This is a genomic window from Acinetobacter sp. NyZ410 (assembly GCF_022828975.1).
Classification (GTDB): domain Bacteria; phylum Pseudomonadota; class Gammaproteobacteria; order Pseudomonadales; family Moraxellaceae; genus Acinetobacter; species Acinetobacter guillouiae.
Genome location: NZ_CP094620.1, coordinates 4043571 through 4068491, shown reverse-complemented (window position 1 = coordinate 4068491; position 24921 = coordinate 4043571). Strand labels below are relative to the sequence as shown.

Here is a 24921-nt window from a genome sequence, read left to right as displayed (position 1 = left end):
CAATAGACCCTAATAAACATCACGACGATAACGACCATCTAAACGTAATTGTTCAACGGTGTCTTCTCCAAGGATATCAATTAAAGCGAGATCAACATCAGTTGCCATACCATTGATACTGCCACAGACATAGATTACCGCATCATTGGCCACCCATTTTTTCAGTTCTTCGGCATGATCACGCAGTTTATGATGTACATAAATTTTTTCAGCTTGATCACGAGAGAATGCTAAATCAATACGTTTTAGCATCGCTGTATTTTGCCAAGCTTGAATTGTATCTTTAAAGAAATAATCGTTTGCTTGTTGGCGTTCACCAAAAATCAACCAGTTTTCAGTATAGTCCATACGAACACGGGCATGAATCAAACTCATTAATCCCGCAATCCCGGTACCATTTCCGATACAGATAATCGGGCGGTTATCGGTAATTAAATGGAAAGATTCATTATTACGAATTCTTAACGCAATTTTATCACGCAATTGCACATGTTCTGTCAGCCAACCAGAACCGAGACCAAGCTCACCTTGAGGATTTTGTTGCTGACGAACCACCAAACGCAACACTTGCTGACTTGGAATACTGGCAATCGAATACTCACGAGTTGGTAGCGTAGGGAGTTGCTCGAGTAAGTGTTCCATATTGGCAAAAGGTTCAATAGCAACAGTTAAATCGCGATTCCAAAGCGCTTCTTGAATGCTTTGTTCGAGTGAATCCACTTTTGTCTCTGCATGAACTTGATATTTATCCAAGAACAATTGAATACGTTCTGGACTATTTCCCGTTTGAATTTCAGCAATATCACCTGCTTGCCAAGCTGTATCATAGCTGGCTTGTAATTCAAGATTAAATGCGGGTGCACCTAAGCTGTTTGGATTGAGTAATTCTCGTTTTGTTAGACGCCATTGATCAAAAACTTTATCAATAGACATTGTTTGTAGATCGAGTTTTGTGGCTTTTGCTAAAGCATCATTCCAATGTTGGATATCTGCATTATTGCCATTGTTGACTTCAAGCGTAGCAAACAATTGTTGCGCGCCAGAATGTTTTAACCATGCATCTATGCGATGCCCAAAGCTACAATAGGTCTCAGGATAGTCTTGTGAACCCAATGCTAGAACCGCATATTTTAAATGTGAAAGATCCAATGATGTAGCCATAAGCTTTTTCTCAAAGTGCGAGGCTAAGTCAGGTGCTTCACCTGTACCATAGGTACTTGCAATCAAGAGAATCTGTTTGGCTTGCTTGAGGTCATCTTCAGAGAGTTGTTGTACAGCTTTTACCGTTGTTGGCTGATGGGCTTCTTGCAGACTGGTTGAGGTGCGCCATGCCAATTGCTCAGACATTCCTGTTTGAGAGGCATAAGCAATTAACCAAGGTGTTGCGTTTGGATCAATTTGAATTGCTGAACCCGCTTGTTTTGCAGCAAGGGTGAGTCGCTTTTGCTTACGACGTTTTAAATACAGCATCCATCCAGTAACAAAAAATAATGGCATTGCCAATGCCGCAAGCATTGCGATGAATTGAAAAACTGGGCCAAAGAAACTACCACGGTGCACAGGGAGCATACTTCCCATGATTTTTTCATTGAGTGGTTTGCTTTCGTATAAGTCTAATTTTTCAATTTGTGCAGTTTGATAGTTATAGGTTGCTTTATTTCGTGCACGCTCATGTTGTGGAATAGCATCAACAAAGGTGAGTTCAACTTTACCATCTGGCTTTTTAGGGATCGAAACAGTCAGTGTCGAATAGTCACGTTTAATTTGAGCATTAAACCCATTCCATGTTTGAGTAAGTACATGTTGAATTTGTTCTGGTTTTAAACCTTCTTTATTCTCATGCTTATTTTCACGGTCTGGTTGTTGATGACCAGTCGTTGGATTTTGCTTTTCGCCACGTTGTTGTGGTTGTTGAGGATTGCCAGAAGTCCCTTGACGTCCTTGACCTTCTCCACCACGTGCTGCTTGCATTTCAGGCTGAGGTCGTTCAACCCCCATTACTTTAAACATACCATTACGCCACCAGTCATATGACCAATACAGCCCTGTACATGCTAAAAGTAAATAAAAGATCACCACCCACGTTCCGACTACAGCATGTAGGTCCCAAAGAAAATTACGACCTTTGAGTTTAGGCTTAATGGCAAACCATTGTTTAAAAGAATGCTTTTTCGGCCAGCGTAAATAGAGGCCACTGAGTACAAAGAAAATTAACATCAAGGTACTGGCGCCAGTAATTTGTTTACCGACTTCACCCACAGTTAAGTTACGATGCAGTTGCTGTATAAATTGAAAAAAATCTTTGCCTTTCACTTCTGGAAGAACTTCGGCTGTGTAAGGGTTTACCATCATGGTATAACCTCTACGTGCGCCTTCTTTGACAATATTAATGTTTGAAGCTTCTTCAGCGGCTTTCGCGACAGTAATACTGTTGATCTTCATTTCAGGGTTTTGGGTTTGGAAATGTTGATAAATTTCAGCAGGCGTGAGTTTTGCCTGATTTTCAACTTTTACCGTGTAGCTGTCTGGATTTAACCATCTTTGAATAGGTTGTTCATAAGAATAGATTGCACCAGTCACTCCCATAATTGAGAGAATTAAACCAGCAGTAATCCCTAGAAACCAGTGAATTTGAAAAAAAATCTTTTTAAACATGGCAATGCAAAGGGCAGAATATTTTTGATAGCAAATTATAGCTGAATAAATCGGAGAGATAATGAATTTTGCAGATAATATTTATTCTCATTATCATTTTTATTAAAATAGCGAAGTACAAAAAAACCTCCAAAAATGGAGGCCTTTTAAAATTTTAAATTAAAGTGTCTTGGGTTCACCAACAACTTCTTTTAAATGTTTACGCAGTGTTTCAAAGGGAAAATTCTTGCTATCCATACGTTTAGGTAGAATATATGCGCCTTGTTGGCCTTTCACTTTAAAGTTTACCAGTAAGAATTCAGGGGTGTTGTACCATTCATAAATGTCTTTCCAAGCCACGGTTCCAACACCTTCTTGTACACCCATTTGTTGACGCATCACAATGCCACTTGGCTGTACACCTAATTTTACACCTTTGATTTCCTGAACTGGAAATTCATTCATCTTGCGTTTTACATACCATTCAAGACCGAATTTGCGAACCAAAAGATAGATGGCAACCGCAGCAAGAACCACCCAAAAAATAATGGTTGAATAGTTTTTAATTAAAGCGATGCCAAGTAATGAGAGTATGACTGCTACACCCATGATTGCCCAAGCTTTAATCCCAATTTTATTGGTACTACGCCAAATTGCAAGTTGAGCGCCGCGTTGTTCGGCTTCCGAAACTTCGTACGGAACAGGTTGTAAGGTATAAGCGTAAATATTCTTGGCAGTCATAGTGTCAGTAATGTATGTAAATCTAGTCAGAGTTTAGCACTAAATCTCAAGATTTAGTGCACCTATTGTACCAAATAACGATGCAATTTTGATGCAGATTTATAAAGAAGCCAATTCAGTAGATTGATCATCTCGTTCATGGCTTAAATTCTGTTTCAAGCTACTCAGTTGCTTTAAAATACTGAACATTAATGACAATTGTTGAAGAATAATGAGTGATTTAGAGTCTTCTGACTCGGATTGGCTTAAACGGGTACGAATAGCTTTCAACATATTATGCGCGGTTAAATCAGGCATTTCATCCCGTAATAAAGCCCCAGAGATATCATCTAAAGCTTGATCCAATAGATTAAGCACCTGTTGGTCTTTCACTTGCTCACGATGTGCACCGAGTGCTGCGATATAGCTAAGAAAGGTATGATTTAAACATAAGAACTCAAAAGCTAAGCTTTTTTGACTTGGGTCAAAATCTGGTTCAGTGGCAAGGGTTGAAATCAGTGAGGCAACATCTGCATCTCGATTATGTGCAGCACGACGAACAATTCGATACTCTAAACTATTATTGCGTCCCTGATGATATTGAGCGACTACATTGGCCAAATAATTGCATTGAGCTTCCAGTGAACGTTGAATGGTGCGGGGTAAACGACGGAACTTCCAGTCAGGGAAAATAAAGCTGACACCGAACCAGGCGAGGGCACAGCCAATCACTGTATCAATCATACGAGGTAGCGCTGCCTCATAGCCAAGCCCATCCAAGTTAAAATTGATCAGCGCCATGATGGTAATAAAGGCAGTGGCTTGGGCATATTGTTTACTGCGTAAATCAAAAAACAATACACCACTAAGCACGAGTAATAAGAGTTGTCCTTCAATAGAGGGCACAAAATACAAAATTGCATAACCTAAAATAATGCCGCCTAAGGTTCCAATAATCCGTAATCTCAAACGTCGTTTGGTCGCATTAAAGTTCGGCTGGCTGACAAACAGCGCGGTTAATAAAATCCAGTAACCGTATTCAATATTGGTGAGTTGCACAAAAACATAGCCAATAAACAAAACAATCGAAACGCGAATTGCATGTCTAAAAAGTACAGACTCAGGGGTTAAATTTTGTTTGATTCGAATGACAATATCATCCCAACCTTTGAGGTCATCATCTTTAAGTTGGTTTTCGAAATTTTTACTTTGATCGTATTTTATATGTCGTTCAGTTTCGAGATTTTGTAATTGGGCATCAATCGACTTTAAGTTTTGATAAAGCGCAAACAGTGAATTGACCCAAATTAAGTCATAATTTTCTTCTTTTTTGAGTTTATCCAGCGAGTATCTGAGGTTTTTAAAAGCATGCTCAAAACGGACATTATGCTGGTAGGTGGTGCGGTGTAAGATACTATCACTCAAATCCTTACAGGCTTTACCTTGCAGCGCTAAAATACGTTGGAAACGAAATAACACATCGCTATGTTCAAACATTTTGGCCAGCTTTTGATAATCAATATGTGCTGAATCGGCCCGTTCATGAATATCTTGTGCAACAAAGTAATATTGTAAACTACGACGCGTATCACGTTGTCCTCGGTCACCTTTTAAACGCGTCAACAAGGCGGTACGCATATCATTAAAAATGCTGATGAGCTGTCCATTTTCCATAGACAAACTAATCATACTGTCTTGATAGCTGGTCGGTGTCATATCGACATCAAACAAATTAGATTTGGAAAACAGAAAATTACCTAATGATGAAAAACATTGAGACAATTTGTCTTGAACTTGCCGGACCGGGAACAGTAAAAAACTGATGGTTGAAATAAGCCCATACCAAATTGCACCAATCACCAATAGACTTGGCTGGATATACCATTGATCAAATAAATGCACCCCAAGCATGGAATACACAGAGACCACCAAACAGCCATAAGAAATGGTGGCATAGCGACGTCCCAAAGAACCCAATAAAATCCAACCAATACAAGAAACAATCAAACCTAAGGCAAACAGAATAGGGTATGGAAAGAGCAGGCTCACTGAGGCAGCGGTGATAAAGAATCCGATATAGGTATAGATCAAATTCATGATACGTACAGAGAATCGATCGTCTATATCACTGAGACCTGCTGCAACCACTCCTAAGGTCAGTGGAATGGTCATTAACTGCTGTCCCAACAGATAAGGTACAAATGCAGTCCCTGTGAAGGCAATGATCATTCTCAAGTTATACATGAAACTTGTGTTGTAGGTTGCTTTTCTGAGTTTTAACAGCCAAGTGTTCAAAGGAAATCCTTGTTAAATCAATAGGGTGTTATGTACTTGGGCAATGCGATTTGGCTTATATGGCTTTTCACTTATCTTTGTGACAAATCATACAATGGACAGTGTAAACTTGTCTGCAACATTCCTTATCAAATTATAAACCATCTATGTCTGAAAAAAACGTGGGTCAGCAGTATTCAACGGGCTGGATTATGCTTTTGGCTTTATTTACCTCTTTGGGTCCCTTATCCATTGATATGTATTTGCCAGCATTGCCACAAATGGCGCAAGACTTTAATGTGACAACCCAGCAGATCGCCAATACCTTGCCTGCATATTTTTTTGGTCTTGCTGTTGGTCAATTGATTTATGGTCCAATCAGTGACCGTATTGGGCGTAAAAAACCGCTTTATTTTGGTATGACCCTGTTTGCTTTTGCCAGCTTGCTGTGTGTTTTAGCACCTGATCATTGGTCGTTGATTGCCGCACGCGTTTTACAAGCCTTAGGGGGCTGTGTGGGGGTGGTGATGGCACGGGCTGCAATTCGAGATCGTTTAGATGTACAAGGTTCAGCGCAAGCTTTTTCCAGTATGATGATTGTGATGGGGATTGCCCCGATTCTTGCTCCAACTTTGGGTGCCGCCATTCTACAATTCTTTAGTTGGCAAGGCGTCTTTATCGCCTTGTTTGTGATTGGTCTGTTCTGCTTGTTTTGTGTACACTTTTTATTTAAGGAAACACTCGCACCAGAACGCAGGCTGCATCTCAACTTTAAACAAGTGTTTATTTTATATGCTTGTATTTTTAAAGATCGAAGCTTTCGCTTTCCAATGTTGGCAGGTTGTTTTACTGGTGCAGCACTATTTTGTTATATCAGTTCCGCGGCAGCAGTGTTGATGGATGGTTATCATTTAACTCAGCAACAGTTTGCTATTGCCTTTGGTTTTAATGCTTTTGGTATCATTTTACTGTCTTCTATCAATAAGCGTTTAGCCAACAAACTCTCAGTGATCCTGCGCTTGAAAATTGGTGGTTTGATCCAGGTCACAGGTGCATTGATTATTGTCAGCGCAGGTTTCATGTCTGATGCACCATTGGTGATTGTCATGTTGGGTTTATTTTTCTCTGTTTCAGGGATTGGTTTTACTGGACCGAATGCGATGGCACTGGCGATGTCTGAACAAGGCTCAAGAGCAGGAACTGCAAGTGCAATTATGGGCAGTATGCAATTTGCGTGTGGCTTATTGGGTGGTGTGGTATTGAATTTTCTTGTATGGAATCATTTATTCAATATGGGAATTTTGATGTTGGCTTTTACTGTGGCTGGATTTATGGCAATTTTAAAAGTGGCTCAACAGTTCAAGATGAAACAAATTTAAGCTTATACCAATACTGAACATGAGATCGTCTTGTTGATTTACAAGACAAAAGTGAATTTTGATTTATTGAATCAAAGACGATCTGTATTTTTTATTCAAGTATGAGGAAATTGACAGGTTCTAAGAGATCGTATTGTTAGAACAAGTAGGCGATAAGCATGCATACGGTCAAAGCAGAAACGATAAAAACAAAAATACCAGAAAAACAAAAGCCGACGATTCGAGTGATGAGTAAATCGTCGGCCAAAATACTTCGTTATAAAGATTCAGGCTGCTAAGTTGAATCTTAAGAAGCATAAGTTTTTAGTTTCTCTGAGAGAAGGTCTCCAAATTTCTTTGCGGATGCCGTGCAATCAATTTGGTTGCTGCAGACCTTATACTTATATAACGACAACAGTTTCAAATTGGTTGACAAGAAAATGAAAAAAAGTTGAAAAAAAATTATAATATTGTTCTTTATGCAATCTAGGCTGTCGTCATGGTGTCTTTAAACAAATATTTTTTGTGGTTTTTGCTGCTTTGTTTAGTCTTGACCATGGTTGCAGGTGTATTGGCTGCATTATTGCCCAATGAAATTGCTGGCGTGTTAACCGCAATACCTTATTTGATTGCGATGATTATCGTGTTATATCGTTTTCTCAAGCAACAACGCCGTGCGCCTACAGACCAAGAGCGTAAAAAACTGACTCTTGGTTATACCGCAATATTTTGGGGCTATAATTTACTTGGGGTATTTGCGGGTGTTTGGTTTTTTTCTCAGAATGATCCAGAAGTGTGGAAAACTTTTGTGATGTATCTGCAAAATACTCAATTTTTGCTCACTGCATTGATCATGTTGCTGATGTTGGCAATCCCTTTATATTTAATTACCTATTGGTTTTATGGAAAGCAAGCGCAGCGTATGGCAGCTAAAATGTTTGGTCAATGATCTATTTAAATTGTTGATTTTACCTTGAGAAATCAAAGTCATTGATGAAATCTCCGTCAATACAAATAAGCAAAAAATAAATCTTATTTTTTAAGCTATGGATATGCTGTTAGTGTACGAACATATCCATAAATTCGCGTAATTCTTGAATGGCAATTTCAATGTCTGTGGTTAACCACGTTGGTTCAAAGATCCCTGCATAATGTTCTAAACGATCTTGAGGCACAACAAGCCGTATCGGGCAGTCTTCTTCAAGTAAGCGCCATGGCACGATTGGAACTTCGTTATCCAGAAATGGCACAATATTGCGAATATCAATAATCATCGCATTGATACATTCTGGGAAAGGCATAACGGATAATTCATCTGTACGGCGACGGAAATACTCTAAATCGCCCCATTTTAGAATATAACTAGGCTTATTAAATTCAATAATTCCAATGAGATGGTCATCTCTTGAGGTATGTGTGAAGCATTGATGCGTGACATCAGTGTCCAAGTCCAACTCGACACTTTGTCGTTGATAAGCCATATCTACAATAGCCAAAAAATGGGGTACATATTATAGCTCATTTATCTTTCAAGAACTGCTCGAATTAAAATTTACTTTTGCTTAAAATATTTTTACACACAGATCATAAATAGCCTGTTAGTATAAAAATACATCAATTCGATGGAGGTGGACGTCATGAAACACGATTTCAATAAACCATCTTATGTAACAAGTACTGAAGATATAACGCATAAGAATCGCTTACCCATTTATATGCTTATTCTTGTGGGGTTATTTCTTGTTTCCTTGCTTGTTTACATGATCGCCGACTGGGTTTAATCCCATAATCATCTATAAAGATTATATTGATCAGACAAACTCTAGCTGCAAAGCTGGAGTTTTTCATTTTTGCATGCTTTTGTTGTATTTATGCAGTTAAATTTGCTCGTTATATAAGCAATAGATAAAGTAGAAGAGTAATTCATCAAGTATCCAATTCAAATAAAGAATGTTGCTTAAAGTCATTTGAGCACGCTCAGATTGTTATAAATCTATAACTTGAGGAAATAAAAAATGAATGAAATTTTACAAACAAGGGGGAGATTTGATGCCATGTATTATTGGGATCAATTTCACCCGATTCTCGCCGCTGTTGCCATCCTTATTGTGGGATGGATTATTGCACTGATTGTTGCAGCAGGAATTAAAAAAATCCTAGAAAAACTAGGTACAAATACAAAATTGTCTTCAGCAACAGGTCATCGTTCAAATATTGAAAGTATTGTTTCTCGAATTGTTTTTTGGGTGGTGATGGTGATCGCGGTGATTGGTGCATTAAATGTGCTGAATCTTACCAGCGTAAGCAGCCCATTTAGTTTGATGATTCAGCAATTCTTATTGTTTATTCCACAATTACTGGCTGCCGTCGCCATTGGGTTTATTGGCTGGATTGTGGCAAATCTGGTTAAAGTCGGCTTGAAAAAAGCCTTGGATCGGACTCAACTTGATGAGAAATTAAGTGCCGATGTTGGGGTCAGTCCGATCAGTCAGAATATCGCTGATATTGTGTATTGGCTAATTTTATTGCTGTTCCTACCAATTGTATTATCAATTTTAGGTTTGCAAGGCTTATTGCTTCCAGTGCAGAACATGCTGAATGAAGCAGTCTCTTATATACCAAATATTTTCATTGCGGGTGTCATCGTTTTTGTCGGTTATATCTTGGCAAAAATCCTGCGCGGGATTGTTGAGGGTTTAATCAACAGTCTAAATTTACAAACTCAAATTGAAAAAGTAGGGCTATTTAAAAACTCAAACCAAGGTTTAGCGAAGTTTTTAGGCTCTTTTGTTTTTGCCGTTGTCATGATTACTGCGTTAATTGTGGCTTTTGAAGCACTTGGTATACAAGCTATTTCACAACCAGCAACCGCAATGCTGGGTGAAATCATGTATGCAATTCCACATATTATTGCAGCCGGATTAATTTTAATTGTGGCCTATGTGGTGTCTCGTTTTGTGGGGCGTTTGGTTTCAGAAGTTGTTGCTGGAACGGGTGTTGATGAAATTCCTGCAAAATTAGATTTGCAACGCTTTTTAGGTGACACGAAAGTTTCTTGTATCATTGGTTATCTGATTGTTTTCTTTACCATGTTATTTGCTGTTTCCGAAGCGGCAAATCGACTGGGCTTTGAACAAGTTAGTCATTTGATTTCAATGTTTATTTACTTTGGTGCCAACATTTTGTTAGGCGCAGTGATTTTGGTGATCGGTTTCTGGTTGGCCAATATCGTGGCGAATGTGGTGCAACGTGGTGAGTATAATAGCTCAAGATGGTTAGGCAACTTGGTTCGTGTTTTGATCATGGGGCTGGTGATTGCAATGGGTTTAAAAGCCATGGGAATTGCCGATTCGATCGTTAATCTTGCTTTTGGCTTAACATTGGGTTCTGTGGCAGTTGCTTTTGCATTGGCTTTTGGTCTAGGTGGACGTCAACCTGCAGAACGCGTTTTAACGGATTTAATCGATAAAGCCAAGAAAGAGGCAAGTCAACCGAATCCTTTAAAGCAAGAAAATACTTATTCATCACAGCCAAGTGGTACAGACGCTACGCAAGTAACCGCAGATACCCCTGCGATTGAAAATGAGTATAAGTCACTTACTGATTCATTGAAACAGGACAAAGATGACCCGAATTAACATTTAAATTCTTTTAAAGATCGATCAGGATTGATGCTTGATCGATCTTTTTATTTTTAGGTCAAAAGTGAGAGGGAATAGAGATGTCTAAGAAAAAGCCAAATAATTTCATTGCACCCATTGTGATTGCAGGAATCACTGTGGGTTTTTTAGCAAGTGCTTATAAATTTGTGTTTGCAAAACCGAAAAAGCAACCGTCCGAAATTGTTAAGCAACAACATGAATCTCAAAACAAATCTCAAGAGTGATTGTGTTTACAAAGCATGAATTTTATCGGTTTTTTTATAGAAAATAGATAGACATCAGATGATTTATTGTCTAGATTGAATGGGTGAATATGTAGGCAATATAAAACTCACTCATCTGATAAATATCATTTTCAAAGGAATTGAAATGAAGATCATCTATTTTTTACACAAAATTCATCAGTCGTTATTTGCAAAAAACCATGATCTAAAGTCGATGGATTTGGCGATTCAACGTGTGACCCAGAAGCAGCAAATCCAAAATCAACTTATTTTATTTAAAACAGATTATCTGGAATAAGCTTTCTATCTATTAATCAGTTTAGATTATACATATTCTGAAGCGGCATGTGCTGAAGCCCATGCCCACTGAAAATTAAACCCGCCTAAATGACCAGTTACATCTAAGATCTCACCTATAAAAAATAAACCTTTTTGTTTTTTACTTTCCATGGTTTTTGATGAAACTTCAGTGGTGTCAACACCGCCTAAAGTGACTTCTGCAGTCCGATAGCCTTCAGTACCAGAGGGTTTGACTTCAAATTGCTGTAGTTTATTGGCAATCGTTTCAAGTTTTTCATCACTTAATTGCCCAATCGCCGTTTCAGCCCACTCGGACCAAATGAGATTTTGTAGTTCAATCACCACACTTTTCGGTAAAAGTTCAGTCAGTAAGGTTCTGATTAACACCTTGGGCTGGCTTTGCTTTTTGCGCTTTAAAAAATCAAACAGCTCAAGACTTGGTAAAAAGTTAATATGGAATGCTTGTCCTGCATTCCAATAATTTGAAAGTTGTAATGAGCTTGGACCACTTAAACCACGATGTGTAAACAACAATGCTTCAGTAAATGCAATCAGTTCGTTAGATAGTGTTGCTTCAACCGCATTGCCGCTTAAACGAGTGGTAACTTCTTTAAATTGATCTGAAAAAGTGAAGGGAACTAAACCTGCGCGTGTAGGATAGATGTGGTGACCAAATTGTTTGGCAATTTCATAGCCGATGCCAGAGCCACCCAATGTTGGAATAGATAAGCCACCTGATGCAACAACAACAGATTCAGCCTGAAAATAGCCTAAATTGGTGGCAACTTGAAAAGTCTGATCGTCAAGCGTGTTAATCGCTTTGACTTCACAACTGGTTTTAATCTCAACATGATGTGTTTTTTCACATTCGTTGAGCAGCATGCTTAAGATTTCTTTTGCGCCATTTAAGGTAAACAGTTGTCCATGTTTGCGTTCTTCATAGTCAATGCCATATTCACAGACCATCCCAATAAAGTCCCAATTGGTATAACGCGTCAGGGCAGAGATGACAAAATGTGGGTTATGTGAAATAAAATTCTCAGGCTCAACATAAAGATTGGTGAAGTTACATTTACCACCACCTGACATGAGGATTTTTTTACCAATTTTATTGGCTTTCTCAACCACTAAGACTTTACGACCACGGGCAGCTGCTTTTGCCGCAAGCATTAAACCTGAAGCACCTGCGCCGAGGACAATCACATCATATTGGTTAGAAGACATATCACACTCATGGAAACTTTGAGCAGGGGATTATAGACAAATTTAAAGTAATTTTCAGGACAATTATAAATAGGTAGGGTTTAGCTACGTCCTTGCAAGCCACCACTATGCAGGATCAAGATTTTTGCATTTTCTTTAAAGTAACCTTTTGAAATTAAATCAAAAATCCCATAAAACATTTTCCCAGTATAAATCTGTTCAAGCGGAATGCGATATTGCTGCTCAAAGTTGTTTATAAAGCTAAGTAATTCAGCAGTGGTTTTGGCATAGCCTCCAAAACAATAATCATCCAGTATTTTCCAATTGCTTTTATGGGTGAGTTGACTGACATCTTGTTGTAAAAAATCACCTTTAAGTGCTGAAAAACCTAAAATTTCCTGCTGTGGTGAACTGGCGTTTATCAGCCCAGTGATTGTGCCACCTGTTCCTACCGCACAGCAAATTACATCATAATAATTTAAATCTTCTGGCGTTAAAATTTCCTGACAACCTTGTATAGCAAGCTCATTGGTTCCGCCTTCAGGAATAATATAAGTGTTTGGATAATGTTGTGTTAATTCATCGATCCAGTCATGATTATTTTTTTGTCTATATTTTTCACGTGAAACAAAAACTAGCTGCATGCCCAACTGCTGTGCTGTCGTTAGAGTAGGGTTGAGCGGTTTATGCGCTAACTCCTCGCCCCGAATGATCCCGATGCTTTTAAATCCAAATAACTGTGCTGCATAGGCTGTGGCAGCGATATGATTGGAATACGCACCACCGAAAGTCAGCATCTGTTTTAGGCCAAGCTGACGTGCTTCAATCAAATTATATTTGAGTTTAAAAAATTTATTGCCAGAAATTTGTGGATGGATTAGATCAAGCCGTTTAACTGTAAGTTGAACAGATCCAGCAAAATCTAAACTTTGGTAGGGAATAGTTTGGGCAATATGATCAAACATGCTGATTTTTTAACTGAATGGGTGTGTGTGAGTAGCTTTGAATTAAGCCTGTTCAAGATATTCTAATCAAACCTGTAAAACAAGACAGGTTTGATTGAGTTTCATGTCTATTATTGGGGATAAATTTCTAGGTTTTAACTCAAGCTTTTCACTTAGGCGGATCATTGAGTGCTGGTATCGACGGAAGTCACCACAGACATCCCCGGTCGTAAGAATTCTAAACCTTTTTGATTGGGATCAATAGCAATCCGCACAGAAATACGCTGTACGACCTTGGTAAAATTACCTGTGGTGTTGTCAGGCTTAAGCACACTAAACTCAGCACCAGCAGCAGGTGAAATCTGTTCAATACGGCCAGTAAATTTTTGATGTTTCATAGCATCTACCGTAAATGTTGCTTTTTGCCCGATGTGCATATCAGCAATTTGTGTTTCTTTGAAATTGGCAATCACCCAGGTTTGTTGCGGAATTAGATACATTAACTGGGTGCCAGCTGCAACATATTGTCCCACACGAGGAGTGACTTCGCCCAACTGTCCATCCATCGGTGCTGCAATCACGCTATAGTCTTTTGTCGTTACCGCTTGATCAAATTGTGCCTTGGCATTGGTGACTTGTGCTTTTAAGCCCGATTGAGCCACTTGAGCTGTTTTTAACGCTTCTTGAGCAACCAATACATTGGCTTCCGCTTGTTTGAGTAAGGCTAAATTATTTTTTACATCCGCAGCCGCTTTGTCTTGTTCTGTTTTAGAGGTTGCGCCAGTATTTCCTAATTGTTGATAACGATTGAGTTGTGCTGTTGAAAGTTCATAACTTGCTTTGGCTTGTTCAACTTTGGCTTGTGCAGCCACAATATCTGCTTTGCGTTGTTCAATCGCTTGGGTTTGATTGGCTAAAGTAGTATTGGCCTGATCAACACCTGCTTCAGCCTGAGTCACTTTCTGATCATAGGTTGTGGTATCAATATGCATTAATGGCTGACCCTTTTTGACATGGTCAAAATCAGTCACCAATACATCTTTGACATAACCATTGATTTGAGAAGATAAAACTGTGGTTCTGCCTTTGATATAACTATTGTCGGTGGATTCTATGCTGCTATCAAAAGGGCCAATTTTCCATGCGCGCATAATCACAGCAATCCCCACCAACAAGACCAAGAGCATCAACAGCAATGTTCTTTTCGCTGTTGGAATAAGCTTACTGGATGGTGATGGCGCTGCTGCTGTTGCAGGTGCTTGTGGTGGTGTAACTGCTGCTTGCTCTGTTGGTTTTTGATCTTGCGACATAAGAATTCTCAAATATTTTTTAATACATAGCGTGACATCATGGATCATCTGATTTCGGAATAGCCTGAGATCTGTCTAACTGCTATTGAGGACCTGTTGCTGTTTTTTGAGTTGATAGCGTGTCCAAGCAATATTAAAACTACTCCAAATCAACAGTAAAATGGCGAAAATTCCATTTAATGCAATCACATCATTATAGGCACGCACTTGCGCTTCTCGTGTCACAATCTGGTTTAAATTGCGATAAGCTTGGTTCTGTTCAAGTGACGCATCTAAAGTATATTTATTGGCTGCTTGCTGATAGGCTGCAAGTCGTTGCACTACCAATGGATCAGTTGGTGACAAGTCACTGACAATTTCAGCCCGATAATTTTGGGTGCGTAATTGTTGATAGGTTGAAAAGAATGAATTTCCAATTAAACCACCAAAGCTTTGTGTTGCAGAGAACAACACCACAAAAGTGACCATGTGTGATGGGCCTTTTTGTAAGGCATTAATAATCCCTGTCAGCAACAATGGTCCGATAAACATACCGCTGGCAAAGCCAACAATAAATTGGCTGCGGTAAAAATTCTCAGGTCGAACATCACTGGTGAGGTGATAGTCTAAAGCGCAAGCAATAAGAACCAAGACCACAGCACCGATCAAGTGCCATGAGATGCGTTCTCTTTTAAAGGTCATGGCGCTAAAAACGGTGCCGAGCACAATGCCAAGAAAAATCACGCTATACAAGGTAACGAACTGATCAGGTCCCATGCCCATGGTCTTTAAAAAGTTAACGGCTGCGTAACTTTGCTCAGACATAAGCAAACGAATCGCCAACGCACCAAACACAAATTTAAGTGTGGTGGCTGAACCTAGCCAACGGGTAATGATAAGCGGATTGACACGGTAATGTTCATAAGTCAGTCCGATAACAATAAGACTGAAGCCAGCAATTAAGGCATACCCTAACCATTTGACTTCAAACCACCAAAGGATAGGGCCTTGGGTCAGGACGATACATAGCAGGGCAAAGCCGGGTGCAAGCAAAGCAAAAGTGAAGAAATCCTGTTTTTCAAAGACTTCGATTCTTAAGCTACGTGGTAGTTTTAAAGAAACCACCATAGCCAAACAACATATCGCTAAACCCAGCTCAAAGGTATAGAGCACAATCCAGTCATTTACATCAACCAGAGATGGGGAAATGATCCATGCTAGTGGAATACCCAATTGTTGAAAGCCCAGCGCGAGATAAATTCCTCGCCCAAAGTTTTCTCGTTTAAAGGCCTGCATGATGTAGTACATGCCTAAAGAACTCAGGGGGGCGGCAACCAAACCGCTGATCACACGGACAAACAATGCCATTTCAAAGGTGTGCACAAAGATATGCAGCAGCAATACACAAATAAAAAGCACTAAACCAATTTCAGAAAAAAGCCGTAACCCATATTGTTGCCGAGCTTTAAACAGAATCATGTTGGAACTAATATTTGCCATTACATAAGCTGCGGGAATCCATGCAGCTTCTGAAGGCGTTAGCGAGTATTCACCCTGAATAAGTGGTAAATTTGCAGTAATAAAACCATTACTTAAACTGCCTGAGATCGCAACAAACAGGCCAATAAAAAAATAAATCAGCTTTTTATGTGTTGGATGTGCAATAGCCGCAGGCGAGCCTGGTAAGGTTGGACGCTCTTCAGGTGTCCAATCTGGGGCAGGTTCAAGTAAACGTGGCGATTTATCCATAAGTGCCTCAATTACGCCTTGATGCCATCAATCAGTAAGTCAACTGCACGTGTGGCCAGTTGAACTTGTTCTTCGTCGGTTAGCCCTTGAAAGGAAGCTCTTAGAATACCGGTAATTAGCGCATAATCTTTTGGGGTAAGATCTGGTCGGCAAATTCGATGGGCAATGGCTTGATCAATCAGCGGTTGAAGAATTGCGTCACGCCGTTGATAAATATCCACCATACTTGAGTCATTACGATCAATCACACGCCAATATTCCATCAAGGCGGTGAGATAAGGCAGATTCTCGACATGATTGCGAATTAACCGAATCAAACCATCAGGATATTCTGAAAAGCTTTTTGCCCGTTCATCTAGACGAGTTAATGCTTGTTCCATCAAGGCGATGACCAACTCACGGCGATCTTGAAAATTACGATAAAAGGTTGCTCGTCCAACGCCAGCTTCATCAATCACAAGCTGTAATGGCGCACGAATCCCTTGTTTACGGAATATTTTCAGTGCAGCATTGAGCAAATCTTCGCGATTTTGTGCCGCTTGTTTTTGACGTATACGCATAGGGAAAATTGCATTAAATTTTATTCTGATATTTAACGGACATTTTTGTCCGTTGTAAATTACTAACTCTGTGGATTTTTGTAAATTGCAGCTTTAAAGTTGATTAGATTGGTTAGAATGACTTAGGTCAATGATTAATAAATCCTATAAATAGGTTTAGATTTCTAAATATTTACCCTTTAAAATAAAACAATAAGTGTGCTGAAATTGTGAAAATTTTTAAAAATATTGTTATTTCGATCTGCTGCATCGGTGTATTGGCGTTAAATGCCTGTACGCCATCTGAGAAAAAAGCAGATCCGGCCGCATCTTCAAGAAAATCATCAGATCAACTGATTGAACAACAATTCAAGCTTTGGAAGGCGCAACAAGACCCCCAATTATTGGCGGATTATTATCAGTTTATGTCGCAGTATTTAAAACATCCACCTAGTCTGATGGAGCTGACAACCAGCCGAAACTATATGCCGGAGCAGTGTTACTCAAAACGTTTTGCTATTCCACCTAAAGCCTTTTGGAAAAATGTAGTGAGTAGTTTGCAACTGGTGGAAAAGTTAAATCGAAATGAATATTTTAAAACATATACGATTTCAGCAATCTATCGTGCCCCTGAATTAAATAAATGCATAGGTGGGGCGGAAAAAAGTAAACATTTAAGTAATTATGCAGTTGATTTTCATGTGCTATCACCCAAAGAATCCATTAAAAAAGATCGCGAATTATTAGTTAAAAAAATGTGTCATTTTTGGCAAGTGGAAGGCAAAAGTTATAAAATGGGTTTAGGCGTTTATGGTAATAATCGCTATCATATCGATACCCAAGGATATCGTACTTGGGGTAAGGACTTTAAATCGAAAAGTTCGCCGTGTGTAAAAAATTAAAATTGTATTTTTGAGCAAGAATTGAACTTGAATCTATATTAAAAAATGCTGAGAGATTGGAACGTTATTTATGAAATGTCTACAGACCCTAATAAAGGGTTGTTTATTTGCTCTGCCTTTTTTCAGTAGCTATTCTGCTTTTGCGCAAGCTGATGCTGCCGTCGAAGTTGACCCTGAATACGAGGTATTGGGGCGTGCAGGGAAACTGAAAATTCAAAAAGAGTCTTGCACTCAGCATGGTTCTAGTTGTGACTATGTACTCTATGATGCTAAAGGAAAGAAGCAGGTATTAATGGAAAAATGGAGTAAAACTGCAAATGTTTATCAATTTAATCCAAATTTAATGGGTTTTTTGTTGGGGCTAACAGGAAGTGAGTATAATCTCACTGTGATTAATGATAAAAACCAACAAAAAGATTATGGCAGTTTTCTTGCGATGAATGGGCAGCAAAGTTGTTTTGTCACTTTTGAATCGAATTTAAAAAATATGCCGAATTCATTGGTATTTTATAGCATTCCTGATTTTCGGGTACGTTTAGTGCTCAACAACAAAGTGCCGCAATTTAAAAAGCTGAACTATCCTGCAACGGCAAATTTTGAGGATAATGGTGATTTTTCATTTAACTATAATATTAAGGTCGGAAACGAGATGGGGGTACAGGATGTTATCATTCAAAACCCTTGTCAGTCTGATTATCGGGTAATTATGAGTTAACATAAATAAAATAAAGTTATTAATTTTATTAAAATTCATCATTTTTATTTTTTAATTAAGTTGTCTATTGTCGTTTTATTCAACAACAAGGACACGACAATGACCACTCAACAGCAAGTTAATCAGGCACAATATCAAAATAAATCAGAAGCATACTTAAATAGCCAAGTACATGCACAAGGCATTGAGTTTGAAAAAATGCAAAATTTAATCCAACAACATCAATTCAAGCGAGTTTTGGATCTAGGCTGCGGTGGTGGGCATGTCACGTATCAGATTGCTGCATTCACTGAGCAAGTAATTGCCTATGATATTACGCCTGAAATGGTCAATCTTGTGACCACGCAATCTCAACAAAAGGGATTCGATCATGTCATAGGGAAGGTTGGTGCGGCAGAGCAATTGGATTTTCCTGTTGAGCATTTTGATTGTGTGATCAGTCGTTATTCTGCGCATCATTGGCAAAGTATCACTCAAGCGATTGATGAAATTTATCGTGTATTACGTGCTGATGGCAAAGTGATCCTATTTGATATTATTGGCAATTCTAATCCAATTTTAGACACCTTTATTCAGACCATAGAAACCATTCGTGATCCAAGCCATGTTCGAAATTATAGTTTGGCGGAATGGGTAAAAATCGTAGAACAAGCAGGTTTTAAGGTAGAAACCATTGAAAAGCAAAGTTTACAGTTAAATTTTCAAAGTTGGGTGGAGCGTATGCAAACACCAGTAGAGGGTATCCATACCATTCGCTATTTGCAGTCCAAAGCCGCTGATCAAGTACAACAGTATTATCAGATTCAGCAAGATGGCACATTTACCAGTGAAGCTGTATATTTGGTATTGAGTAAAACTTGATTAGAAATCTGATGTCAAAAAAAATAATCAATACAATAGTTCCGATATTATTTAGCATGATGGCTTATTCCAGTAGTGGTTATGCCGAGCAGATTCATCGCACAGTGGCCAAGATAGGGCAATTTTCAGTCATTCAGCAAACATGTGATGAAGATGCAAATGATCATTGTGATTTTGTACTCTATGAAGGCGATGACTATAGATTACCTTTGGTCATGGACTGGGAGCGTGGTTTAAATGTTGAAAACCAAACCGAGGATTTCTTGCATTTAAGCTATGGCTATACCTTTAATGTTCATCATAGTCTTTTCATCTCGAAGGCGGGGATCGTTCAGGCTTTAGACAACGTTGTTGCTGTGGATGAAAACACTGGGTGTATCGCTCGATTTGAATTAAAAGATTCGCCTACGATTATTTTCCAAAAAGCATTTACCGCGAAAATTTTAAACAAAATTCAACTTCAGCTAGAGCAATACCCTAAAATTGAGTCTGTAAGCCTAGATGCTTTTCAATATTTTAGTGACATGGAATTTGATGGAAATAGTGGCTTTCACTACCGTTACAAAAATAAAAATGGTGAAGATCAAGCTGTTTTAATGATACATGCTTGTGACGTATAGCCACTTTCTATAGATAGACACCTTTTGAAATAAAAAATAGCTGTATTTTTAATCAGAACTGTTATGCTCGAACTATAAATAAAACAAAAAATGGAGGAGATGCCATGAAAAAGCTATCCATCAGTTTGAGTGTAATACTTGCAGTATTTTTGGCTGGGTGTGAAAAGAAACCACCTACACCAACAAAGACTGAAGTTCGTTCAATCCATATCGCAGGTATGCCTGTGTATGAAAAAGATTATCGTCTCAGTGCTCGTTCAGTGGATTCACAACCCTGATTTTTATTCAAAATATAAAAACGAGTGCATCAAGAGAGGATGCACTCGTTTGGTTTTAATTCAATTTAACTCAGTTGATTTTAAATGAATTAATGAAAAACTGTTTCTAACGCTTTTAATCCGACTTTAGGATCAAGTAATCCATTATAGATCTCAGGAATTTCACGTTCTACGCCAAAGAACTCATAAATTGCAATCATGGCACCACGAACAGAATATTCAACAGTAAAAACCACATCATCTTCAATTTCAACAAATTGCCCCAAGAATGCGAAGTTTTTTGCACCTTGTGGAATAACCTGTGGGCGGTCACCAGGCTTACGGCAAGCAAATAAAGCCGATGCATAAGGCATCATAGCTGTTGTTACAATGGTGTTTGCTAGAACATGCTCAAGAATGTCATCAAAGCCGAGTTGTAGAATCAGTTCAGTGAGTATTTCGTTGCCTGTTGCTTGTGACATCGGTTTTTTGATGTAATCACCTGTTTGATCAATTTGGAAACCATAGCCCCAGAGGGTAAAGGTGCCTTCTGGTAAATTTGCAAAATGCGGTTGAGCAGGCACCACAATCGATAAATGCCAGCCAGATTCAAACCAAGTCATCAGTGCCCCAGTACCTGGCTGGTTGCCTGTGTAATCAATGATGCGATTTAACAGAACATCATCTGTCATAGTGAGTGTAAAAGACTCCCATTTATGTTCATCAATGTTGCCATAAAAGGTCATTGGTCGGCCAAAGTCAGGTGCTTTTTGCGCAAGGGTTTCCCATAAGGTCCAACCATGATCAAGTCGATCACGAATAAGCGCTGGAACATCATCATTTCCAGCATAACGGGAATCTGCTGTAATTGAACCTAAAGTAAATATGGCAAGATCATTTTCTTGAAGGTTGATTTGCTCAGTACCTTCAGGAAGGTTGACATACAAGCGTGTTGCACGACGTTCTAGGGTTGCTTCATCGGTTTGAAAGTCTGCATCTGTTACATAATTGCCAAAACGAACATCTACGCCTTGTTCAAGCAACCAACGTTGTAGCGGCAAAATCATGGAATCATATTGGTTGTATTTGGTTCTTTTTACCCCAGCAAGGGTATGAATACGTGGTAACTCTTGGATAAAACGTAAGAAATAGCGACGAAGTTCTGCTGCACTGTGCCATTTTTGGAAGGCAAATGTCGTACGCCACATACGCCAAAAGTTCGTTTCAAAGAAGGTCTCATCGAAAAATTCATCAATACGGCGGCTGCCAATTTTTTCTTCTTTCGCTGCCAATAAGCGTAACATTTGCGCGCGATGGCGTGTATTTAAACCCAGTTTAGCGGCATCTGAAATCATATGCTGCGCATCAATTAAACGGGCTTGTGCATGGGTTTTGACTTGTTCATTGAACTCACGACATTCTTCACGAACAGAAACTTCAGGATTTTCTAAGGATGGAATACTCGAAAATAAGTCCCAAAGACATAAATATGTTTCATCTGTCAGCATCCGCCCGCCACGGGTAACCCATGCTTGTGCAGCATGTGGCGTATGGCCGCCATCCATTGAACCACCTGAGACGTCTAACTCTTCGAGAATGTGAATATTTATAGCTGGTACTTTGGCATCACGTATGGCAAATGCGGCAGCTGCCATTCCGGCAATTCCACCGCCAATGATCCATAAATGTGCTTGGCTTGCATCTAAGCGGTTGGTTTTGTTGTTGTGCATTTTTTACCCCTGAGTATAAATATTGATTTTGGATAATTTAAAACCATAGTTTTATTATGGTTTTTTATAGCCTATAAATACATGAAAATGGAAGTTAATTTTTGTGATTAATGTGGTCTATTTTATGTTTTTTAGGATGTTTTATATACGTGAATGATTTTATTGATATAATTAAAATATTGAAAAATAAATTTTTTATCGAGTTTTTACTCTAAAAATATTTGTTTACTCTGTTTGTGATGATAATACACAAGTGTATTTAAATTTATGGTTGAAATTTTGATGAATTTGCATTGAATAAAAGTGTAATCGCGAAATAATAAAGATTTTTATATCTTCAAAAATCGGTTGTAGCGTAAAATATCTATTCTTAAAAATAGTCTGGGTCGGGGTGTCTCTTGGAATCATTATTGATTTTAGGTTCAATTGCATTGGCATTAATGCTAGGCGCAATTAGCCCTGGTCCTACATTTGTTTATGTGGCTAAAAATTCAATTGCGATTTCTCGTAAACATGGTCTGTTTACCGCTTTAGGGACAGGCACGGGCGCAGCTTTATTTGGTTTTTTAGCTGTAATGGGATTACAAGCAATCTTATTGGCTGTACCTTCTGCATATTTAGCTTTAAAAATTTGTGGTGGTCTGTATTTACTTTGGCTGGCTTATAAAATTATTAAACATGCTAAAGATCCAATGGCACAGGCATCTGACTCATCCACGGTGATGAGTTATCAACAAGCGTTTCGTTTAGGTTTAATTACCCAGTTAAGTAATCCTAAAATTGCGATTATTTTAGCCAGTATTTTTACTGCGCTTTTACCCAAAGACATTCCAACGTATTTTTATTTTGTTTTGCCTATCTTGTGCTTCTTTATCGATGCAGGCTGGTATTCACTGGTTGCTGTTGCGCTTTCAGCGGAAAAGCCGCGCCGTGTTTATTTGAAGTTTAAAAAAGTCTTCGATCGAGTCGCGGGCGGTGTTATGACATTACTTGGTTTAAAGCTAATTTTTGGTATGAAATGATTGTTTTTACGAGCAAAAATGGTCATGGATTTTATCAGTAGATCTTGTTTGTTAAAAACTAATTAACAGTATGTTTAGTTTGTGTTATATATTTATTCATTATAATGGTTTAGACCTTAGAGAGATGTAATTTTGAAAAAAATATTATTGATTGCTACCTTAAATGGATTGGTACTTACTGCTTGTTCTACCACTGAAAGCTCTAAAACCATCCAAGCCCCTCAAGTGGCTGCAGTGACTTCAGCGGTTAAGTATTCAGGTGCGAAAACAGCAGTTTCGATTGGTAAGTTTGATAACCGCTCAAGTTATATGCGCGGAATCTTCTCTGATAATGTCGATCGTTTAGGCGGTCAAGCAAAAACGATTTTAGAAACGCACTTGCAACAAACCGGATATTTTTCAGTCTTAAATCGAGACAATTTATCTGAGCTGCAACAAGAGGCTGGTTTTGGTAAAGCAGCTCAATCCATTAAGGGTGCACGTTATGTGCTCACTGGGGATGTATCTGAATTTGGGCGCAAAGAAGTGGGTGATCATCAATTGTTTGGGCTACTAGGGCGTGGTAAAACTCAAATTGCCTATGCAAAAGTCAATATTAATGTTGTTGATGTAAAAACAGCAGAAGTTGTCCATTCTGTGCAGGGTGCAGGTGAATACGCGCTCAGTGAACGCGAAATTTTAGGTTTTGGTTCTACAGCATCTTATGACTCAACCTTAAATGGTAAGGTTTTAGATCTGGCTGTACGCGAAGCGGTTAATCACCTTGTCACAGATATTCAAACAAATAAGTGGTCCGTACAATAGGTTTGAATAAATGAAACGGGTTTTATTATTTTTAAGTTTTTTTACAACGTTAACTTTGCTTGGGTGTGCATCTGGACCACAGTCTTTATATACCTGGGGCGGATATCCACAACAAACCTATTTAATGCTGGCGGTTCCAGAAAAAACTTCGCCTCAGCAACAAATTTTAGCGCTTGAAAAAGATGTTGAGAAAGCAAAAGCAAAGAATGCCGCAGTGCCGCCAGGTTTATATGCGCATTTGGGCTTGTTAAATCTTAATATTCAAAATGGCCCACGTGCAATTGAATATTTTGAGTTAGAGCGCCAAATTTATCCTGAGTCAACCGTATTGATGGATCGTTTATTGAAGAAAATGACCACTCAATCGACTGAGGTAAATCCCAAATGAAAAATATGAAACAATTATTGGTACTTGGTTTACTGATGATGCTTTTCACCGGTTGTGCGGTATCACCTAAACAAAATCGTGATTTAGCAGCATATCGTGAGCATATCCCTAAGTCGATTTTGGTACTTCCTCCAATCAATGAGTCTCCTGATACGCGTGCAACCTATGGGTATTGGTCAACAGTAACATTGCCTGTGGCTGAGGCTGGTTATTATGTATTTCCAATTTCTGTTGTTGACACCATGTTTAAAGAGAATGGGGTCACCAATGGATTTGATGCCCAAGCAATCCCACCGCAAAAGTTAAAAGAGATTTTCGGAGCGGACGCTGCGTTATATATTAAAGTTAAAGAGTATGGTTCTAAATATCAGGTGATTCAATCTGTAGCAGCAGTTGCAGTAGAAGCCAAACTTGTAGATTTACAAACTGGTACATTACTTTGGCAAGGTGAACAGCGACTTCAGCAAGCCAATGATAATAGCAATGCGGGTTTGATTGGCGCGTTGGTTGGTGCTTTAGTTGATCAAATATCCAATCATCTGTCAGACAAAGCCTATACTTTATCCAGTGCTGTAAGCTCGCAATTATATTCACCGAGTATAAATCAGCAAAAAGGTCTGTTATATGGACCACGTTCGCCAAACTTTAGCCAAAATGCGGTGAAACCTTAAGCACCGGTATTATTTGTCAGCATCAAATAAAAACCCCAATTTAAAAATTGGGGTT

24 protein-coding genes are annotated in these 24921 nt (G+C 38.8%); 14 read left to right on the top strand and 10 right to left on the bottom strand.

The annotated features are described in order from the left end of the window. Nucleotides 1–9: 9 nt before the first annotated feature. From MTO68_RS19135 to yccS, 3 genes are all read right to left on the bottom strand, one after another. Nucleotides 10–2655, bottom strand: a complete 2646-nt coding sequence (locus MTO68_RS19135; protein WP_244013976.1) for a PepSY domain-containing protein — start codon at nucleotides 2653–2655, stop codon at nucleotides 10–12. Between the two features lie 159 nt (nucleotides 2656–2814). Continuing rightward, nucleotides 2815–3375, bottom strand: a complete 561-nt coding sequence (locus tag MTO68_RS19130; protein WP_004817689.1) for a YcxB family protein — start codon at nucleotides 3373–3375, stop codon at nucleotides 2815–2817. Nucleotides 3376–3474: 99 nt separating this feature from the next. Beyond that, nucleotides 3475–5649, bottom strand: coding sequence for a YccS family putative transporter (gene yccS / locus MTO68_RS19125; RefSeq protein WP_081401510.1), 2175 nt, complete (start codon nucleotides 5647–5649; stop codon nucleotides 3475–3477). 146 nt (nucleotides 5650–5795) lie between these two features. On the opposite strand from yccS, the gene MTO68_RS19120 reads away from it, so the two are divergent. Continuing rightward, on the top strand, nucleotides 5796–7007 hold the full coding sequence (locus tag MTO68_RS19120; RefSeq protein ID WP_004817686.1) for a multidrug effflux MFS transporter: 1212 nt from the start codon (nucleotides 5796–5798) through the stop codon (nucleotides 7005–7007). A 478-nt stretch (nucleotides 7008–7485) separates the two neighbouring features. Then, entirely contained in the window at nucleotides 7486–7935 is a 450-nt protein-coding gene (locus tag MTO68_RS19115) for an ABZJ_00895 family protein (protein WP_105714347.1), read from the top strand. A gap of 109 nt (nucleotides 7936–8044) precedes the next feature. Here MTO68_RS19115 and MTO68_RS19110 read toward each other — a convergent pair whose 3' ends face one another. Then, nucleotides 8045–8467 carry a hypothetical protein gene (locus MTO68_RS19110; RefSeq protein ID WP_004817681.1) on the bottom strand — a complete coding sequence of 141 codons (423 nt, stop codon included), beginning with the start codon at nucleotides 8465–8467 and terminating at the stop codon, nucleotides 8045–8047. A gap of 534 nt (nucleotides 8468–9001) precedes the next feature. Between MTO68_RS19110 and MTO68_RS19100 the strand changes: the two genes are divergently transcribed. The 3 genes from MTO68_RS19100 to MTO68_RS19090 all read left to right on the top strand — a co-directional run bounded on the left by MTO68_RS19100 (nucleotide 9002) and on the right by MTO68_RS19090 (nucleotide 11170). Beyond that, nucleotides 9002–10624: a mechanosensitive ion channel gene (locus MTO68_RS19100; protein ID WP_244013974.1), complete on the top strand. Its 1623-nt coding sequence runs from the start codon at nucleotides 9002–9004 to the stop codon at nucleotides 10622–10624. Between the two features lie 83 nt (nucleotides 10625–10707). Then, nucleotides 10708–10872: a hypothetical protein gene (locus tag MTO68_RS19095; protein ID WP_004723765.1), complete on the top strand. Its 165-nt coding sequence runs from the start codon at nucleotides 10708–10710 to the stop codon at nucleotides 10870–10872. Nucleotides 10873–11017: 145 nt separating this feature from the next. Further along, the gene (locus tag MTO68_RS19090; protein WP_004723764.1) at nucleotides 11018–11170 is read left to right on the top strand and encodes a hypothetical protein; all 153 of its coding nucleotides are present in this window, start codon (nucleotides 11018–11020) and stop codon (nucleotides 11168–11170) included. 26 nt (nucleotides 11171–11196) lie between these two features. Here the strand turns inward: MTO68_RS19090 and MTO68_RS19085 are convergent, their stop codons facing one another. The 5 genes from MTO68_RS19085 to MTO68_RS19065 all read right to left on the bottom strand — a co-directional run bounded on the left by MTO68_RS19085 (nucleotide 11197) and on the right by MTO68_RS19065 (nucleotide 16917). After that, the gene (locus tag MTO68_RS19085; RefSeq protein WP_239044981.1) at nucleotides 11197–12396 is read right to left on the bottom strand and encodes an NAD(P)/FAD-dependent oxidoreductase; all 1200 of its coding nucleotides are present in this window, start codon (nucleotides 12394–12396) and stop codon (nucleotides 11197–11199) included. An 80-nt stretch (nucleotides 12397–12476) separates the two neighbouring features. Beyond that, on the bottom strand, nucleotides 12477–13340 hold the full coding sequence (locus MTO68_RS19080) for a pyridoxal-phosphate dependent enzyme (RefSeq protein ID WP_239044982.1): 864 nt from the start codon (nucleotides 13338–13340) through the stop codon (nucleotides 12477–12479). 161 nt (nucleotides 13341–13501) lie between these two features. Next, entirely contained in the window at nucleotides 13502–14629 is a 1128-nt protein-coding gene (locus tag MTO68_RS19075) for an HlyD family secretion protein (protein WP_239044983.1), read from the bottom strand. Between the two features lie 75 nt (nucleotides 14630–14704). Further along, nucleotides 14705–16357, bottom strand: coding sequence for an MFS transporter (locus tag MTO68_RS19070; protein ID WP_244013972.1), 1653 nt, complete (start codon nucleotides 16355–16357; stop codon nucleotides 14705–14707). A gap of 11 nt (nucleotides 16358–16368) precedes the next feature. Beyond that, the gene (locus MTO68_RS19065) at nucleotides 16369–16917 is read right to left on the bottom strand and encodes a TetR/AcrR family transcriptional regulator (protein ID WP_244013970.1); all 549 of its coding nucleotides are present in this window, start codon (nucleotides 16915–16917) and stop codon (nucleotides 16369–16371) included. A 209-nt stretch (nucleotides 16918–17126) separates the two neighbouring features. On the opposite strand from MTO68_RS19065, the gene MTO68_RS19060 reads away from it, so the two are divergent. The 5 genes from MTO68_RS19060 to MTO68_RS19040 all read left to right on the top strand — a co-directional run bounded on the left by MTO68_RS19060 (nucleotide 17127) and on the right by MTO68_RS19040 (nucleotide 20272). Next, the gene (locus MTO68_RS19060; protein WP_244013968.1) at nucleotides 17127–17798 is read left to right on the top strand and encodes a D-Ala-D-Ala carboxypeptidase family metallohydrolase; all 672 of its coding nucleotides are present in this window, start codon (nucleotides 17127–17129) and stop codon (nucleotides 17796–17798) included. A gap of 70 nt (nucleotides 17799–17868) precedes the next feature. Continuing rightward, nucleotides 17869–18513 (top strand): hypothetical protein, encoded by a 645-nt coding sequence (locus tag MTO68_RS19055; RefSeq protein ID WP_056515159.1) that lies wholly within the window; start codon nucleotides 17869–17871, stop codon nucleotides 18511–18513. Between the two features lie 99 nt (nucleotides 18514–18612). Beyond that, complete coding sequence (locus MTO68_RS19050; protein ID WP_004817661.1) at nucleotides 18613–19374, top strand: class I SAM-dependent methyltransferase; 762 nt, start codon at nucleotides 18613–18615, stop codon at nucleotides 19372–19374. Nucleotides 19375–19430: 56 nt separating this feature from the next. Beyond that, a complete protein-coding gene (locus MTO68_RS19045; protein WP_347814815.1) occupies nucleotides 19431–19994 on the top strand; it encodes a hypothetical protein in 564 nt (187 codons plus the stop codon). A 104-nt stretch (nucleotides 19995–20098) separates the two neighbouring features. After that, entirely contained in the window at nucleotides 20099–20272 is a 174-nt protein-coding gene (locus MTO68_RS19040; protein ID WP_004817658.1) for an NF038215 family lipoprotein, read from the top strand. Nucleotides 20273–20361: 89 nt separating this feature from the next. Here the strand turns inward: MTO68_RS19040 and MTO68_RS19035 are convergent, their stop codons facing one another. Beyond that, nucleotides 20362–21981: an oleate hydratase gene (locus MTO68_RS19035; RefSeq protein WP_244013964.1), complete on the bottom strand. Its 1620-nt coding sequence runs from the start codon at nucleotides 21979–21981 to the stop codon at nucleotides 20362–20364. A gap of 398 nt (nucleotides 21982–22379) precedes the next feature. On the opposite strand from MTO68_RS19035, the gene MTO68_RS19030 reads away from it, so the two are divergent. The 4 genes from MTO68_RS19030 (at nucleotide 22380) to MTO68_RS19015 (ending at nucleotide 24866) form a co-directional block, all read left to right on the top strand. Beyond that, entirely contained in the window at nucleotides 22380–23003 is a 624-nt protein-coding gene (locus MTO68_RS19030; protein ID WP_034613803.1) for a LysE family translocator, read from the top strand. 132 nt (nucleotides 23004–23135) lie between these two features. Then, a complete protein-coding gene (locus MTO68_RS19025; protein WP_244013962.1) occupies nucleotides 23136–23807 on the top strand; it encodes a CsgG/HfaB family protein in 672 nt (223 codons plus the stop codon). Between the two features lie 10 nt (nucleotides 23808–23817). Beyond that, entirely contained in the window at nucleotides 23818–24195 is a 378-nt protein-coding gene (locus tag MTO68_RS19020) for a DUF4810 domain-containing protein (protein WP_244013960.1), read from the top strand. After that, nucleotides 24192–24866: a DUF799 domain-containing protein gene (locus MTO68_RS19015; RefSeq protein WP_004817651.1), complete on the top strand. Its 675-nt coding sequence runs from the start codon at nucleotides 24192–24194 to the stop codon at nucleotides 24864–24866. Before MTO68_RS19020 ends, MTO68_RS19015 begins: the two co-directional genes overlap by 4 nt. Nucleotides 24867–24921 lie beyond the last annotated feature (55 nt).